This is a genomic window from Microcoleus sp. N9_A2 (assembly GCF_036701775.1).
In the GTDB taxonomy this organism is placed as follows: Bacteria; Cyanobacteriota; Cyanobacteriia; order Cyanobacteriales; family Microcoleaceae; genus Microcoleus.
Window position 1 is genome coordinate 1 of record NZ_JAUBRH010000040.1, and the last position, 17,596, is coordinate 17,596.

The following is a 17,596-nucleotide window of genomic DNA, read 5'->3' on the forward strand; positions in this document are numbered from 1 at the left end:
CGTCGCTTCGCTCGTCTTTCATCCCACCACCAAGCGGAGTACCGCTATGGTGGGGGAATTCCCGCCTGTCTAGTTAAATGGCGAGAGCATCTCAAGTCTGGTAAATTAACCGTCATTTTTGTAGAGGCGCGTTCACGCCCGATCGGCAATATCAGCCAGATATCGGCGCAAAACAGCCCCGACACCTGCATATTATGGTTGATCGACCGGACTAGATAGCAGGAAGGTCATCATCCAGGTTCCAACCCGTAAAGCAGCAAGGCAAGCAACCTACCGCGCGATCGTGTTCGGCAAGTGCGGAGGCTGGAAAAACAGCGGCTTTTGATCAAACTCATACAGAACTGTGGCCCCAAAGTGTGTCTGCGGAGGTTAGGCTAGTGAAGAGATGAAAAGAATAGTTACGATCGAGACTTGATTAGTCTACCTTGTAATTTATTACTCAGTTGTCAAGCCCAACAGTTTTGCATTCTCGCGATGAGCGAGACTCTTGGCACTTCCAACAAGTGGGGAACTCGACCGTCAAAGAACTTGGGTTTGATCGCACAAGCCCTTAGTAATACGTAAACACCTTACGGATAAATCGCCGGAACAATCTTGCAAGAAAACCCATATCTAGTATGCAAAACCAATTCACGGTTCACTTCTGGGGCGTTAGAGGTAGCATAGCGTCTCCCGGGGCAGAAACAGTACGTTACGGGGGCAACACGCCCTGTATAGAAATGCGAGTGGGTGACAGTCGCCTAATTTTCGATGGCGGTACTGGATTGCGGGTTTTGGGACAAACTCTCCTGTCCCAGATGCCCGTAAAAGCTCATATGTTTTTTACTCACTCTCACTGGGATCACATTCAAGGATTCCCATTTTTTGTCCCAGCTTTTATTCCTGGGAACTGTTTTCACATCTATGGGGCTATTGCTCCTAATAAGGCTACTATCCAGCAGCGCCTCCACGACCAGATGTTGCACCCCAATTTTCCGGTGCCCCTGCAAATTATGGGGGCAGACCTGAAATTTAACGATATAGAAGTGGGAAAACCGCTGGAACTCGGAGAGATTAAGGTGGAAACTGCTTTGTTGAACCATCCCGGAGAAGCTATAGGCTACCGCGTCAACTGGCGGGGGTATTCGGCTGCTTACGTGACTGATACCGAACATTTTCCTGATCGTTTAGACGAAAATGTGCTGTATTTGGCTCAGGATGCTGAGGTGCTGATCTACGACGCTACTTATACCGATGAGGAGTATTATGCCGAGAAGAGCAGCAAGGTCGGCTGGGGACATTCGACTTGGCAGGAAGCGGTGAAGGTGGCAAAGGCTGCTAATGTCAAAAAGTTGGTGATTTTTCACCACGACCCGCTGCACAATGATGAGTTTTTAGACAGGGTGGGAGAACAAGTGGCTCAAAGGTTCCCGAATAGTTTGATGGCGCGGGAAGGTTTGTCGTTACAATTGCTGCCTCCTGATAACGATTTGTCTGAAGCGTCGGTGCAAGCGCCTCAAGTGCCTGTCTGATGGTTCTGAAATCTTGAGCTCGGAAATCTCAAATTTAAGTTAGGGCTGACCTCAAAGATGGGTACAAGCCCCCGACTGCTGTCGTGGAAAACCAAAAAGTTTAGACCAAAGTTCAATCTCCAAGATTGTATCTGTGGAGTCAATCTAAAATCTAAAATCTAAAATCGACTGGCGATCGCAATCTGGCTAAGTATGTCAAAATTTTAAGCGTGTGGGTAACTTCTTCTTGTACCGCTGCTCTGACTCCAACTTCTGTTGCCTTGGGAAACTTTGATGGTTTGCACCTAGGGCATCGACAAGTCGTGCAGCCAATTTTAAATCGATCGCCTGGGTCAAGTTCTGCGACGGTTTTTGCGTCGGGGCAAAACTTGCGATCAAACGCTGGCACAGATCAAAATTTGCCAAGGGAACATTCGGCGACCTGCGAAAATGACTCAGCAGCACCGCCCAATCTAGCCGACAGCAGGCATAATTTCGATGGTTTAATAGACCCTAGGACAGAGGGCAACAGCCTCTCTGGTCGTGATTCTGATGGGGTCGATCGGCTTTACAGCACTGTGGTGACATTTGATCCGCACCCGCAAGAATTCTTTACGGGTCAACCGAAAAAACTGCTAACACCTCTGGCAGAAAAGGTAGAATTGCTCGCAGCAATGGGCGTCGAGCAACTTGTGCTGCTGCCGTTCGATCAAGAATTGGCGGCTTTGACTGCTTGTGAGTTTGTCGAGGAAATTTTGGTGCGACAACTAAAAGCGAGTCGAATTAGTGTGGGGGTTGATTTTAGGTTTGGACGAGGACGCGTTGGGACGGCTGTGGATTTGCAGTCGATCGCCTCGGGTTACGGTATTGATGTTGCGCTGATACCCCTGCACAATTGCGCTGAGGGCGATCGGATCAGCAGTTCCGCCATCCGCGAAGGTCTGGCATCCGGCGACCTCAGAAAAGCGAATAAGTTACTAGGGAGACCCTACAGTTTAGTCGGGACTGTAGTTGGCGGACAGCGACTGGGGAGGACGATCGGATTTCCGACTGCTAATATCGAACTACCACCGGAAAAATTTTTGCCCTGTTTTGGCGTGTACGCGGTGCGAGTCTCGGTCAAGGATGGAGGCGGAATCATCAAAGATGAAAGTTCTGCCTATAAGTGGGAAAATCCCAAATCTCTAATTCCCGATCGATCATCAAATGTATCATTCATAAATGGGGTGATGAATGTTGGCCGCCGCCCAACGGTAGACGGCCTGCAACTCACTGTAGAAGTTCACCTGTTAGATTGGTCTGGGGATTTGTACGGTCAAACCTTGAGCGCAAGTTTGATAGAATTTTTGCGACCCGAACAAAAATTCGCTTCTCTGGATGCTCTTAAAACTCAAATTCAGGCAGATTGTGATGTTGCTAGAAAGGTGTTAGCTGCTAATGGTTAATAGATCTATTGCAAAAATATTTGTTAATCAAAATTTCGGACGCTGCTCAAAGCCATCCCACATTTTTTTTGTTGTGGGATGGGCTTCTAACCCGTCCGAATTATGAATTCATTGTGTACAGTTTTACTTGGGCGATTGAAATCGCGTCTACACAAACGAAGTCCTAGCTGAGAGGAACTAGGAATCAAAAAACCAGCAATTAAAAACCAACAATTAGCAAAGTAAATCAACGCAATTAACGTAAAATGCGGAACGCTTAAAAAGCTGGCTGTGTATTTCTTCTTCCTTGTTCCTTCGGTCTAATGACTACTGACTACTGACTACTGACTACTGACTACTGACTACTGACTTCTACTTAAAAATCAGGGATATGAGAGAACATATTGAGCGGCTCAAACAAAATCTAGGCAAAACTATTGTCGGCAAAGCGGATGCTATTCGCTTGGTGCTAGTAGCCGTGCTTTCCGGCGGTCACGCGCTGCTGGAAGATGTGCCTGGTGTGGGAAAAACGCTGCTGGCGAAGTCTTTGGCGCGATCGATCGATGGGAAGTTTCAGCGGATTCAGTGTACTCCCGATTTGTTACCAACCGATATCACGGGTACTAATATTTGGAATCCTAGCAGCGGCAAGTTTGAATTTTTGCCCGGCCCAGTTTTTGCTAATGTTTTGCTGGCGGATGAAATCAATCGGGCGACACCGCGAACTCAATCAGCTTTGCTGGAAGTGATGGAAGAAAAGCAGGTGACGGTAGATGGAGTTTCTCGGAATGTTCCAGCGCCGTTTTTTGTAATTGCGACTCAAAACCCGATCGAATATCAAGGCACTTTTCCACTACCGGAAGCGCAGATGGATCGGTTTACCTTGTCTTTGACTTTGGGCTATCCGGCTGCGCTGGAAGAGTTGCAAATGTTGGAACGGCTTTCTGATACTTTTACAGTTGAGGATTTGCAGCCTTGTATTTCTTTGGAAGAGGTGCAGGAATTGCGCCGTTTGTGCGCTGGTGTGAAAGTGGAAGGTTCTTTGAAGCAGTATATTGTTGATTTGGTGCGATCGACTCGCGAGGATGAAGAGATTACTCTGGGCGTGAGTCCCCGTGGTGCGGTAGCTTTGCACCGGGCATCTCAGGCTTTGGCGTTTATTTCGGGGCGGGATTATGTTACCCCAGATGATGTGAAGGAATTAGCACCGCACGTACTTTCTCATCGGTTGATTCCGGCGGGGGGAAGGAGGGCGAAGACGATTGTTGATAAGTTGTTGAGATCTGTTCCTATTCCTTAAAAAGCTTGGAATCGGCGGTTGAAACCGCGTCTACACAAACAAAGTCCGCCTCCGCGGACTAAAGAGAAGACGGCGGTTTTAACCGCCTTTGTCTTCAACCCGCGGAGGCGGGTTTTGTCTTTATCGACGCGGTTTCAACCGCCCGGTCTTCTTATCTTATAATGATTGTTCAATAGATCCTTGAAACAGCGCTACTAATTTTTTTGCTTCTAAATCCACATTGTGTTGTTTCGCTACCCGTTCTGCTCCTGTTTTCCCCATTTCTTCTAGCTTTTCTAAAGGTGCTTCCAATGCCGCGCGCATCGCCACAGCTAATGCTTCTACGGAACCGGGAGGAACTAACCAACCGCAAACACCGGGTTCTACGAGTTCCGGGATACCAGCAACATAAGTGCTAATTACAGGTCGATTGAGAGCGAGGGCTTCCATAATTACGACGGGTAAACCTTCGGCAAAACTCGGCAATACCATTGCGCGGGAAGCTAAAATTTCTTGCTGAACTCGATCGCCACTAGCCCAGCCGGTAATTTCTATATAATTTTGCAGGCCGAGTTGTGCAATCTGCTGTTCAATTTCAGCCCGTAGCGGCCCGTCTCCGACAAATACCAATTTAAACTCCAAGCCTTCTACTGCTAGCTTGCTGGCGGCTTCTAGCAGTAGCAAATGACCTTTTTGTTCGCTGAGCCTGCCGACACAAACTAGGCGGGGTGCTGCGGGTATGGGGATGTGGGGGTGAACTAAAAATGCTGCATCGACTCCGCAGTGTATGACGTGGATTTTTGACCAATAAGTGCGATCGCACCACCGAAAAAGCTGACTTTTGCCGAAGGAACTGACTGCTGCTACAAAGGTCGATCGTTTAATTTTTTCATCTAAGGAAAGAAGTGTAGCTTTATCAAATTCTTCAGGGCCGTGAACCGTGAAGCTGTAAGTCGGGCCACCCAGCACGCGGCACAGCATGGCAACAGTTGTGGAATTTGTGCCGAAGTGAGCGTGAACGTGAGTTGTACCGGATTCTGCAAACCAATTTAACAGAATGCAAGCTTCTGCTAAATAAGCTAGATGCAGCAAAATCCCGCGTTCCGAGTGCCAGCCAACTTTGAACATTAACTGCAAAGCTTGGAGGAATCGAATTGGTCTAGTTGCGGCAGTGCGGAGTAAACCCCACGCTAAGCCCTGTACGCCAACTCCTAGGATGACTTTGGTGAGTTCTTGTTCTTGTTTGTCTGCGCCGTCTACGAGTTCTGATTCGCAGGATCTGATGGAGTAACGCCCGACTTTGATGCCGCAAGTTTCGACGGCTAGGAGTTCTCTGCGGACGAAGCTGTGGCTGACTTTGGGGTATTGGTTGACTAGGTAGGCGATGTTCATGAAGAGGGAGAAATTTTTATGGTAAAACTTAGATTAGTCTAGCTTTATGGACGTGCGGGGCGATCGCTTTTGGTGGGATGGGGGCGGTAGGGCGATCGGCTTAGCGTTTTGGTGGTTTTGAGGGTCTTGCCAATGCCTGATTAATATTACCTCCACCTTCATCTCGATCTCGTGCAGAGTTTTTTTGAGGTTTTGGTTTTGAAAGATTAGATTGCTGGTTTAATTTTAGCTTTTGATTTAATTTACCTTCTGTTGTTTTTAACGATGAAAAATCAACCGTAGTAAATCTACGATTATCAGGTAGGTTCATTACATCTAATGGAGTCGGTAAAACAGGACGTTCAGAATATTCATTTACCTTTCCATCTTTTTTGGGTTTGCCAATACATTTTTTTTGAGTAGAATCGCATTCAATCTCCATATATCTAGTCTTGTCTATATCTGGACTTTGATCCCACCGTAACATCGCCAATAACATATCAATTCGCGGTAACTGGTTTAAATGCTCGACTTCTTCTCTAGTTTTATCTTTTGGATAATCCTCACAACAAATCCAATCAAGTACATATTTCTGAAATGCTTTCACTGATTCTTCTTCTTTTTCCGCAGTTTGAGATTTGTCTTGTTCGCCAGTTTTCCACTCAGTACCGTTAAATAGATTGCTGTAACGAGAGGTGCGATCGCTCAAATGCAATTCATAGTCAATCTTCAGCGCACCCATCCCCAGCGGTTTACCCATACCAAGGGAAAAACAGTATTTTTCACCCTGTTTAGCAGTTCCCAGTTGTTGTGACTTCTGACTGCTGAGACTCAACACCCATAACAATGCGCCCAATTCAACTTTGCTCAAATTTTCAAAGTGAATATCAAACTTAAAAATCACACCTTTTTTAATTGGGTTAATTTGAGTAGTCTGAGTATCTGAAACTTCTTTCTTTTTATCCAAATTAAGTTTAAGTTTAAATTCAGGATTGCTGCCTTTATGCCAATACAGCTTATGACCGCGAATTACTGTATTTTTAATTGGTTCACTTGCATAGTGTTTTAGTTCTGATTTGTCTGCATTTGGTTGAACCAAATAGTGCGAAAAGTTACTCGGTTTCGGCCCAGATAGGATTTGAGGAGTTAATGGTTTATCTTGATACCAGATACCATTTTGATTGCTTTGGTATAAGGCATCTGTAAAAAATACTCTCCCGGCTCTTTGTTTTTCAAACTTTAGAGGTAATTTTTGTGATTCAGATTCTTGCTTGACCCAGCCAAAGATTGCATCAGCTAGATCAATTGATGCTAATTTCCTCAAATCTTCAGGAATAAAATCTAAGACAGTCGTTGCGTGTCCATTACCTTGAGGAGAGTACGGAATACGAAAATTAGGGCTTTGACCAACAAATCCTACTATATTTCCACTTTCATGAGGACAGTAAAACACAGGACGATTTTCTTCTAATAATCCCCAATCCTTATTAAAGGGTGATTCTTTCTGAAAATTAGTCAGAGCATTACGATAATGCTCAATTGCTGTACGATCTATTTGGAATCGGGCAGCATTCTTATCCTCAGCGAAAATTAGGCAATGATTACGACGAGGTGAAGGTTCATTTCCTTGTTTCATGTTTCCACTGGTAACAAGCACACCTTTTTGGGGATGGATATCTGGCATTTCAACATCATGAGCAAATAAGCGTTTAGCTCTGTCTGTGTTATCTACAGCTACACTTCTATAGCTAACAGAAATATACCGACGCTCATATTTATCATCATTGAATTTTTTAAAATTTGGCAAGTTAAGAGTTGTTTCTCTAACCCACGCAAATGTTTTACCTTGTTCAGTCTTAGCTGGTTGAATATACCATCCTTGACTATCTTTTTTTAGATAGCCAGCCTGAATTTTTTCGGGATCAACACGATCCCTGTATTCTTTCCCCCAAGATTCTTTCTTGGGATTAGAGGCAACTGCCCGGAAAAATAAGCGATGCTCATCTGATACTCTGTCAATTTTACTAAAACTAACGATCTCAACTAAAGTTCGTAGCATTCCGCGTAAGCTGCTACCAGGAAGAATAGGAAGATTATCCTTTCGGTATGTAAAAAATGGAGCAAGAGTTTTTCGTCGGTCTGTCTCCCATTGTTTTTTCTCCTCTTCCCACTGTTTCTTCTGTTGCTCTGTGGCATCTTGTGGTGGCTTCGAGTATTTTTCTGGAAGCTCTGAATATTTAGTGAAATTAGTAGGAATCATTCCGCAGCGAATATACAGAGGAGATTCAGTAGTTAAAGTGCATTCAATTCTGCCAGTGTGGCGCTCTAAATGATATCGATCGCCATTTGGTAAATCTTCTGCTGCGACGATTTTTTCAGGAAGTTCGACAAAATTGTAGGGAGCTTTAGCTATACGATCGGTTTGTGTGATTTCTTTGATATGTTTAGGATTCATTGTCAAATCTCCTTACGCTCAAATAAAATTACTCACTCTTTATTTCAACTCTCACTCTTGGTCAAAGATAATCCCTTCATACAAAAGCTCGATCGCACATTCAAACTCAATACTGTCTAAAGTGATCGCCTCTCCCGCTTCATACCCATAATAAAGCCACATTTTGCCTTGGCCACGACGATAAACCTCAACGGCTATTTCTTCTGAATCCACTAAGACGTATTCTTGCAAACTCGGAATCTGACGATAATATTTAAATTTTTTCGTGCGATCGTAAGTTTCTGTACCAGGCGAAAGAACCTCAACAATGATTTTAGGGTTTTGAATAAAATCGCGAGCCTTCAAGTCATCTGAGTCGCAAGTTACAACTAAATCGGGATAGAAATAACGACTTGATTGACTAGGCTTAACTTTCGCATCTGACACATTTGCCTGACAACCTCTCTCACGCAAATGAGGTCTTAGGGCTGTATAGAAGTTAAGAGAAATGCTATTATGAGGAATCGTACCGCCTGTCATAGCTAAAATTTCGCCATCAACATATTCATGGCGAAGTTCCTGCTTGGCTTCCCATTCTAGGTATTCTTCCGCCGTCATTTTTTGAGTGTATTGAGGTTCAGCAATCATAATTAGGTTCCTCGTAAATCAACTAATCGACTGAGATAAATTCTCGCGACTCCACTATCATTATAGTCGATATAGTGATGCACGAGTAAACGGACTGGATTAACCAAGCGATCGCCATTCAACTCGATATCAATAAATGGCACGGCGTGTCTGAGCCCTTGAGAGCCATCCCAAAGCAGTGTAAACTTATCTCGCTTGATGCCATTAGTTCCCCAGAGAATTTGAGGTTCACATATATACTCTGTTTTCTCTAATTCAGTTACCACACGTGCTTTTGGTCGCTGATTAGCCTTCCAAACCATAACTTCACTGTTTTTACTAAACATTCGACATTGCTGAAGCGTTGACCATCGTAATGTAGGCAACTTATATTTGTGGAAAAGGTCTTCTGGTTTAGTTTGGGTAAGTAGTGTTCCATCAGATTCAAATCGTCCCCAGATCACCCCATCATCAGCGTGAGCTAATAAGTATTCTAATTGATACTGTTTTGCCTGAACTTGTAACCAATTATGCAAAGACGGCGTATCGATAATATCTTGAGCATCTTCAATTGATTGGCAATCGGGTTTATTCATTTTTTTTTACCTCGTCAACTAATTGATCGACAAATTGTTGTAATCTGTCAGGGTTGGTCACATCAAGAGGTTCGTTTTCAGATTTTTGAGCGATCGTCCATGTATCTTTATACTTTAGCTTCTTTTCTTTATCCCATTTATGCCAAGTCAATGTTGCATTTTTTCCCTGCAATCTTCCTCTACCAATACTGCTTTCACCTCCTACAGGTAAATCGCTTGTCCACAAATCTTTTAACAAGAGTAACAGCAATCCAATTTCATACTCTTTTGGATTGCGTAACTCTAGTTCAATAGTGACATCGCCACCAAAGATAGGTTGTTCGTCAAATAATGCACCGTGATATGCACCTCCTGTAAAGCGATCGATCGCAATTCTATTTTGTACTAATTCTGTTGCATTTTCAATGACTTTCTCGTGAACGACTAAACGACTTGCTTTTGCTTCCTTTTCGTCAACAAAACCAAAGAACTCCTTCAAAAGTGTTGAATTACCGCCCAATGTATTAACAATTCGTTCTGCTCTATGGCGCAATACTCCGGCTAAACTTGTACCGGACAATATTGGTTTTAGTTCATCATTACGATGGGATTTCAAGTGTACAACATCAGGAGCGCGTCCAGTTGAATCTTGGCCGGAACGGATGAGGAGAGAACCGACTAATTTGAATTCGGCGTGGATGGTAAAGCGATCGCGCTGATCGCTCTCATTCTCTAATGATACTCCCAGCGCTGTAGCAATGGATGGATAAGTTGCGCGATCGGGTAATAAACCTGTGCGCCAATGTTCAAAATTCAACCAGGAAGTGCGATCGCGCGAATCTTCCAAGTTAAAGTTCCAAACCTGCCACTCTTCGACATGACAGCGACCAAAACCGCGCCGCTTTTTCATGCCAATCCCAATTTCAGCTTTTTCTAAGCCTTGTAAAGCCGATGCTAAATCATTAATTAATGCTTGCTGTTCTCCAGAATTTTTATCCTTCTCTACCAGTAATTCAAAGGAAAGTGGAAATTTTGTTCCTGCCGCTAACAGTTCCAAGTCGTATTTATGACCGGGTTTTGCTGTACCAGTTCTAGGGTCAATTTTTACACCATCTCTTAATTCCACAGTGGGGATAATGCTGCTGATAGCATCATTGATAATTAATGGACTTTGTTCACCATCAGGATCGCGACGAGTACCACCAAATAAGCGAGTAGCCCGATCGCCCTTTTGTTCATCTACACCATATCCGTGTTCGTATTCCCGCAAGTAGTTTCGCAAAGCACCAGCAATGGATGAACCAATTAACAGCGCGCAGTCACTCACAGAATCTCTCAGTAAAGCGAGATCCGTTGGACTATCAGCGTCACCGCTTCCCAAGCAAGTCGGCGTATCTAAGATTAACGTACCCCGGACAATGATGCGTTGGGCGATCGGGCGCTGATAGCGGTTGAGACGTTGTTGACTCATCAGTTTTTCTCCTTAGTTGCCTTCTTCGCTACCGCCATAATCAGCCGCAGCGTATACTTTTGGGCTAGCTTATCCTCTCTAGCGCGATCGTCATCAAACTTGCGCTCAACATCAGCAATTTTTACTTCTATTCCATTAATCCAATCACTCGGATTTTCTAACCACTCGTCAAGCTGTTCCCTGAACGATTTATTACCAATTTTTGTCAGTTCAAATTGATTCCTGGCATTCGATGGTAAATTGTTCAGCAGCGAAATAACTAAATTACAATCGCCGTTGGGAAGTGCCTGTCGTGCAACAGATTGTAATCGCGATAATTGGCTGTTAGTAATGCCTTTTTGTTCTTTTGGCAAAGATAAAGTTAGGTATCCAACCTTTTTTTGAAGATATTCTTCTAATTTTTGTTCTAGCAATCTTTGTGCCATCTGTTCCGCCAAAAGATGCGAACTTTCTTTTTTTAATGGAAGTAAGCTAGAGGTACTAGATGGCTTTGATAAAATTACTGAAATATGTTTCTCTTTTAACCAATTAACAGCAACTCGCCCAAAACCATCTTCTCTTCTCTCTCCAATTCCATAACATTCAAGTTGTTTAATTTGTAATTCACTAATTTTAACACCTTTAAAAACTATAACCGTTCCTGCTGCCAATGCCGGAACTTGCGGTAAAGGCAATCCCCATTTACGATTAAATCCACCAATCAAAGTGCTACCTGCAAAAATATTGCTAGGTTTGGGTAATGAAATATCTGAGATATTTAATACTTCTTCGACAGCCTGTTTAATTAACATTGGATCTGCAACAGGCTGACCGCATTCATTTCTTAAAAGCGTATCACTTAAAAGTGTAATGCTTAAAATTTCATCACTTTCACGGTCTTCTGCTGGAATTCCTACTTCATCCCAATCATTAAGGATTTTTAAGTCGATAATCTTGGTATGTCCGTATCCAGCACTTTGAGAACCGCCTAACCAGATGTTTGGTTCGGTGACTAATAACATTTGAATTGTTGTTGCGTCTCCATCTTCGCAGAGGATGATTGATTGAAATTTTTGTCCTGCATCTAGGGCATCATAGCGGAAGAGTTCACCTTGATTGTCTGTAGAACGTCCTTTTTGGCGATCGCGAAAATTATGAATATTAATCCGCCGCTTTTCTTTGTATAATTTAACCTCTCCCCGTTCTTTTGCCAAAAAGTATTCACCCACAAATTTAGGAGTTTCTGGATTGTCTCTTTCTTCATCAAGACTAAAATCATAGACAAGTATAGACGAATCCTCATTAAGTTCCTCATCCTTATCTTTTAACCAACATAAAGGCAGGGGAAGAGTGCGTTTTTTTTCTTGACTCAAAAGATAAGCATTTAAGTAACGGGTACTATTGGCCTCAAAGAAAAGTTGCTTCACTTTTTTACTGCTTAAATCCAGTTCTGATAAATTATTTTGCCTCATATAACGCCCAATAATTGCACCACGAATCATGCTACCAGGAATGTAAGAATAGGAAACATCACTGTTGGGATCTCCTTGAAATGAAGTAGCAAGCAATGGTTGCTGAGTTTCCAATGACAAAGTAATAGCTTTCATGCAGCTTTCTCCTTAACTTGTGTTCCAAAAATGTTCGCATATTGAAGGGTAATATCATTACCTTCTGAATCGTGTAGCGTACATCGAACGCGACCACGACCTCGATTCCGTCCGCTACCCAAGCGTCGGAGTGCCAAAGAACTAACAGCTAAAACTGACAGCATTTCATTACTTGGCATCTTTTCAAAAATAAAATCAGCCGTAAAACAAACTTCCCGCAAAACTACACGAAATGAACGCAAACTACCTTCATCTGTTATACCGGATTGTGAGTCTATTGCAGTTTGGCGGCGGATAGTAGTTAAAGAGTCAAGAACTTCTGTTTTTGTTAAAATTTTCTCCTCAATCTGGAAAGCCACAGCTTGACGTAAATCTTCTGGCAAACAAGCATCACCTACATGAACCGCACCCATTGTTCCCAAAGTGCTACCAAGAGTGCCAAATAGTTTACAAGCAACATCTCCCCAATCCTGTTTATGATTAGATAAAACAGCGATTAAGTTATCGCATTCTTCACTCAGCAAACCTTTAAGAGTACGCCCCCGCAAATAGGGAAAACCATAGAGATCGTGTTCGACTTCTTGGTCAATTAAACCTGCGACTCCATCTCCCCGTCCAAACATAGTATCACTCAGCAGTTGTATTGTCAGTTGATAAATCGGCATTACATTCTTCCCTCAATGAGATATAAAATTCCATAGCTTCAATGGCATCAAAATAACCGCAAATTCCATCCAGCCAACCTTTTTCAGCTAAACCTACACCTTGACCGCTACACTCTGGGAAAGTTGGCAATTGTTCGTTTTTGATTCTGTAATTTTTGAGAAAATTCTTAGTTGCATCAATTCCTTGACGCAGCACATCTCGTAAAGCAATCACCTTATTATGACGAGCTTTCCATTCCTGGTCTTCATTGAAGTGTTGAACTACTTTTGTGAAGCCTTCCCAAGTACGCCAATCAGTATCTTGTTCTTTTTTTAAGCTAACAGGTCGCATTGATAATGAGGCAACTTTATCAAAATCAGGAATTTTTACGCTATATTCGCGTTGACGAATATCTGAAATTGACCCGCTTAAGCCACTTGCTGCTAAATGCCAATCCAAAGCTGAGAAATCTCCTTTATTTTCATCTTCTTTAACAAACTTTTTCGCTTGACGACATAAGTCTTCGCTAAGTTGATAAGCGCGGGCAAAGGGATAATGAGTTTTAACAACACAAATTCCGGCACAAGCTTTAATCGGCTCACCATCAGCAATTGTTTGTTCTTCAAATTCTTGCAAAAAAATAGCTGCCAGTTCTAATCCTAATCTTCCATCACAAACAAAGGTAACGTCATCACCACCATAGACGAGGGGGCGAAAGGGCAAGTTATTACCTTCAATAGCAAACTTACCCATAACTTTTTTGATTGTTTTACCATTCTCCTCTACATCAATAATTGATTTAACCAGTATTTCTACCACTTTTCTAAGCGCATTAATACCAGCCTGATTAACACTATGGGACAATTGACGCATAGCGATAATGTAGTCTCGATTGGATTTACCCGCGCCAAAGTTTTGAAAGCGTTTACCCATGCCATTGCCATCAGCATGAATCACAGCAGCATAGCTGGAATCTCCTTGAGAACGACCCATTTTATCTGTTCTTAGAGGGAATTGATACGAACCTAAAGAAGTGGCAAATATTTGTTGCAGCTTATCGTTAGCTTTACTAACAACTTTATGTTTTGCATCAATTTCTCTAGAAATAAGATAGCCTTCATCACTCTCAAATTTCTCGCTCATCCCTACAGCAACTAACTGAGTTGAACGACAAACTGCTGTCACACCTAAACCTAGCAGCGGTGCGGAAGGTATCCTGCTGCGTTTTTTAATATCTAAGTCATTTTTCATTAACTCCTGAACTACTTTATAAAGAGATTGACTATCCCAATCAAAGTTTTTATGGACAGCGACAAGATTGATTCCGGGGGCTTCTTCTAAGATTTTTTTACTCAAAATCTTAGTAAACTCCACGGCATATTTCTCATCGGAAAATAGCAAGACTGTATTGCCACCACCTGCATAAACTAATTCCGCAGCTAGTCCATTTTCTTCATCTTCGATGTGTGGTTTTGCATCTGGTTGATGTTTTGTAGGATCGAATGCGTAAACTTTGCGATTTATATCTTTTTGCGCGAAGGTATTTAAAGCTTCTCTAGCCCAGTCATCTGTTGCTTGAGAAACGAGATAAGATGCACCAATATTTTCGCGCAAGCGGTTACTACCGTAAATGTAAGGTTGAATTCCTGTTGTGTCTAGTACAGTGACAGTAAAATTTTTCATCTTGCATCCTTATCAGTTTTTTTAATCCATTCTTCAATCTTGCTTGATAAATCCATTAAATCATCCCGTCCAAATACTGCAATCTTTTTGTCATCTAGTAATGCCATCTCAGCTTTGAGTGTATCTGGTTCATCGCTACAGCAAATTAAAGCAACTCTTGCTTCATCACCGCCCATTTGTCGCGCCCGTAAGTAGGCTTCAAATAGCTTGTTTTTACATAAATCTCTTTTGCTAGTTGTTGAGACAGATATGGCAAAAAGTTGGTAGCCTCTTGTGAAGGCTACATCAAATTCAAATCCGTCTTTAGTTCCCTTAAGAGGAATTTCAAAATTAAGCCCGTAGTCCTTTATATAATTATTATCAGCAATATTTTTTACGTGCTGCAAAACATGGTGTTCTAACCACAAACCGTCAATGTATTTACAAAAATGTTTAATTTCCGTAAAAACAGGCTCCTGTTTTATGGTTTTTAATTGTTGTACTGCTTGCAATGAGAGTTTGCCATCTGAACTAATTAAGTTTTTTCGTTGAAACTCAGCCTTAATTTCTGGCGGTAATTTTTCCACTGATATCGATTCTGACTTACTTTTCCAATCACCCCAATCACCATTTTTTTTCTTTTTGCGTACCTCTCCACAAAATACGTTGTAGTACCAATCAAACCATTGCTTGGCTTTCTGTTCATTTTTAAGCACTTCGGCGAGTGTTGTGGCTAATTCAGGTAATTGCGCTTCCTGTGTAGGATTAGCTTTTAACTCTAAGCCGTGTATTTGGAAAAGTTTTGCAAGTTCAACTTGCAACATTTCTGGTGTTACTTTGATTGGTTCGATAGGAGTGTTCTCGCCGTCTATGCACATCTTTAATTTACGGGGGTCAAGATAGCTAAACACAGTTTCAGGACGATCTTTGCTAAAAAATGCTCTGTAAGCGTGTACAGCCATCGCCTTCGTACCGCCCGTATAATTCAACCCAATCTTTCCGTCTTTGATAGCTTCTAGTTTTGGACGAATCGCTTCTTTAATGTGATAAGCATCTGATTCGTAATCATTAAGTGACACAAGTTGAGCTGGCTTTAAACCAATTGGTTCGCTACTCAATATTGTTTGCAGACGCTTGGCTGGCTTCTCTGTGCCAGTTGTGTACACAAGGTAGGGCGTACCTCCTTGTTTTAACAAAAGTCTCGCCGCGACATAATTCGGCAAAGGGTTTTCGCCAATCAGCAGAAATAAGTGGTCAACTTTGTGCTTGTCGAACTTCGATGTACTCATCAAGCCTGTCTCCGTCTTTTTCAACTTTCTTCCGAAATTATCGCATACTATCGGAATACCCCCCTTCCGATCGCCCTTACGCTAAAAAAGCCAAAAAAATACAACACAAATCCCCAAACCCACCGTGAACCCAACCTTTCGCAATCCCCCGAAACCAAGACTCCTAGAGGATTTCGCCAACGGAACACTCGACCAAATACAGAATCTCACCCGCGCCATCAGGTTGTGGGTTTTGGTAAGTTGGCTGTACAGCGACGAGGGATATATTGCCCTTGACAATCCCTTTACCTATGCTGATTGGCGCGAAGCTTTCTTCGGCAAGAATTACCAAGATGAAAAGCACGAAGATATTATTAACAATTTAGACCCGAATTGTGCTTGCAACCAAACAACGCAACAGTGGTTCATCAAATACAATGTATCTGTAAAAGAGTGGCGGCAATCTTTTTTAAAAGAAATAACTATTGCTGATTCTGATTTAGATAATATATTGGCAGAAAAGTTATTCGCTCAGGTGCGAAAGTCGCTGCAAAATGACTTCGATTTATTGGTGAGTCGAAATTGGCTGAAACGGTTAACGAGCGTGACTGGTAGGAGCAAGAACTACCGCCGAGTTGAAGAACTACCGCCAATTTCCAGTCACACAGAAAACGCCAATACTGACAACAATTTGACTCACAAAGCACAGACTTATGTGGCTGCTACCTTGGGGATGTTGAGTTTTCTCGACCCGAGTTTGCCACTATTAGCCGACCAATTTTCAGAAGAGGTAGTTGATGAAGACAATCACCGCGTCTTTTTGTACGTTGATTATCTCGTGCCAGAATCTAGTCCGATGCAGGATGCTGTCGATCAATTTCAGAGCGAATTGCAGGAAACTTGGGACTCTCAAAATATCGCTCCTTTGTTATTAACGTATCGCAGCGCTCATCAAAACCTAATTAAGGAGTGCGTTGTTTATCCTGTTTGTATTTACTTTATGGAACGAGCTAAATATTTGTGTGCCTATGGTAGCACTCCCAGGAATGAAATTAACTGGTATAAATATCGGCTCGATCGCATTATTTCAAAAAATCTAGAACCTCTCGAATGGCAAGATCCTCGGGTTCCGCAATTACTCAAGGAAAAATATCAGGAAAATAACCTGCCAACTCCCAAAACAGTCAACAATATGTTAAAGGAAGCTTGGGGCTGCGATTTTTATAAGCAAACTGCGCTGATGGTATTGCGGTTCGATCGCATTTTTGCTCAATCCTACCTGCAAGGAATCAGCATTCACAATACCTGTAGAGCCATAGAGAGCGATCGCGCCGCCACATTAATCAAACAATATACTCCCTACCCAGACAATCGACAGATTCTTTTAGATATAATTCAGTCTCGTCCTAGCACCGATATTTACTACCAAGTCAAGTACCGAATTACAGACTACTATGTTCTCAGATGGTTGCGAGCCTTGGGTTCAAAAGTTGAAGTTTTATTACCTTGGGATTTGCGACAAGAAATGCTTCTAGAAAGTCAAAACACTTGGAATTTGTATAAATAACAAAATACCACAAGTTGAGCATAAGGGGCGATCGCCCTTGACGGAAGGGGAGATCATCGGTAGCGCGAGTGATAGCCGATCGCAAATTGAGGTTCCCGCCGATCGCCCCACGCGACACACCAAGCAATACCGATCGCAATACTTTCCATATGCAAACCACTCCCAATCCGGTATGACAGCCCCAGATTGCCTTAATA

At 42.6% G+C, this 17,596-nt stretch carries 14 protein-coding genes; 5 read left to right on the forward strand and 9 right to left on the reverse strand.

The annotated features are described in order from the left end of the window. From QUA44_RS20540 to QUA44_RS20555, 4 genes are all read left to right on the forward strand, one after another. Window positions 1-219 (forward strand): hypothetical protein (locus QUA44_RS20540; protein ID WP_333253843.1); only part of this gene is annotated, 219 nt, incomplete at its 5' end. A gap of 389 nt (window positions 220-608) precedes the next feature. Next, window positions 609-1,511, forward strand: coding sequence for an MBL fold metallo-hydrolase (locus tag QUA44_RS20545; protein WP_333253845.1), 903 nt, complete (start codon window positions 609-611; stop codon window positions 1,509-1,511). 209 nt (window positions 1,512-1,720) lie between these two features. Beyond that, entirely contained in the window at window positions 1,721-2,935 is a 1,215-nt protein-coding gene (locus QUA44_RS20550) for a bifunctional riboflavin kinase/FAD synthetase (protein ID WP_333253840.1), read from the forward strand. A 370-nt stretch (window positions 2,936-3,305) separates the two neighbouring features. Further along, window positions 3,306-4,214: an AAA family ATPase gene (locus tag QUA44_RS20555; RefSeq protein WP_265239123.1), complete on the forward strand. Its 909-nt coding sequence runs from the start codon at window positions 3,306-3,308 to the stop codon at window positions 4,212-4,214. Between the two features lie 156 nt (window positions 4,215-4,370). On the opposite strand, the gene QUA44_RS20560 is transcribed toward QUA44_RS20555, so the two are convergent. The 9 genes from QUA44_RS20560 to QUA44_RS20600 all read right to left on the reverse strand — a co-directional run bounded on the left by QUA44_RS20560 (window position 4,371) and on the right by QUA44_RS20600 (window position 15,853). Beyond that, window positions 4,371-5,585 (reverse strand): glycosyltransferase, encoded by a 1,215-nt coding sequence (locus QUA44_RS20560; RefSeq protein WP_333253839.1) that lies wholly within the window; start codon window positions 5,583-5,585, stop codon window positions 4,371-4,373. 100 nt (window positions 5,586-5,685) lie between these two features. Next, complete coding sequence (locus QUA44_RS20565; RefSeq protein WP_333253836.1) at window positions 5,686-8,019, reverse strand: TIGR03986 family type III CRISPR-associated RAMP protein; 2,334 nt, start codon at window positions 8,017-8,019, stop codon at window positions 5,686-5,688. 51 nt (window positions 8,020-8,070) lie between these two features. After that, a complete protein-coding gene (locus tag QUA44_RS20570; RefSeq protein ID WP_333253834.1) occupies window positions 8,071-8,646 on the reverse strand; it encodes a Uma2 family endonuclease in 576 nt (191 codons plus the stop codon). A gap of 2 nt (window positions 8,647-8,648) precedes the next feature. Continuing rightward, window positions 8,649-9,221 (reverse strand): type III-D CRISPR-associated protein Csx19, encoded by a 573-nt coding sequence (gene csx19 / locus QUA44_RS20575; RefSeq protein ID WP_333253832.1) that lies wholly within the window; start codon window positions 9,219-9,221, stop codon window positions 8,649-8,651. After that, window positions 9,214-10,671: an RAMP superfamily CRISPR-associated protein gene (locus QUA44_RS20580; protein WP_333253830.1), complete on the reverse strand. Its 1,458-nt coding sequence runs from the start codon at window positions 10,669-10,671 to the stop codon at window positions 9,214-9,216. The genes csx19 and QUA44_RS20580 overlap by 8 nt, the downstream gene beginning before the upstream one ends. Next, a complete protein-coding gene (locus QUA44_RS20585; RefSeq protein WP_333253829.1) occupies window positions 10,671-12,257 on the reverse strand; it encodes a CRISPR-associated protein Csx10 in 1,587 nt (528 codons plus the stop codon). The genes QUA44_RS20580 and QUA44_RS20585 overlap by 1 nt, the downstream gene beginning before the upstream one ends. Continuing rightward, window positions 12,254-12,922, reverse strand: a complete 669-nt coding sequence (locus tag QUA44_RS20590) for an RAMP superfamily CRISPR-associated protein (protein WP_333253827.1) — start codon at window positions 12,920-12,922, stop codon at window positions 12,254-12,256. Before QUA44_RS20590 ends, QUA44_RS20585 begins: the two co-directional genes overlap by 4 nt. Then, window positions 12,885-14,585, reverse strand: a complete 1,701-nt coding sequence (locus tag QUA44_RS20595) for a Cas10/Cmr2 second palm domain-containing protein (RefSeq protein WP_333253825.1) — start codon at window positions 14,583-14,585, stop codon at window positions 12,885-12,887. The genes QUA44_RS20590 and QUA44_RS20595 overlap by 38 nt, the downstream gene beginning before the upstream one ends. Beyond that, window positions 14,582-15,853 carry a Card1-like endonuclease domain-containing protein gene (locus QUA44_RS20600; RefSeq protein ID WP_333253823.1) on the reverse strand — a complete coding sequence of 424 codons (1,272 nt, stop codon included), beginning with the start codon at window positions 15,851-15,853 and terminating at the stop codon, window positions 14,582-14,584. Before QUA44_RS20600 ends, QUA44_RS20595 begins: the two co-directional genes overlap by 4 nt. 124 nt (window positions 15,854-15,977) lie before the next feature. On the opposite strand from QUA44_RS20600, the gene QUA44_RS20605 reads away from it, so the two are divergent. Then, entirely contained in the window at window positions 15,978-17,399 is a 1,422-nt protein-coding gene (locus QUA44_RS20605; protein ID WP_333253821.1) for a TIGR03985 family CRISPR-associated protein, read from the forward strand. The last annotated feature ends 197 nt before the right edge of the window (window positions 17,400-17,596 follow it).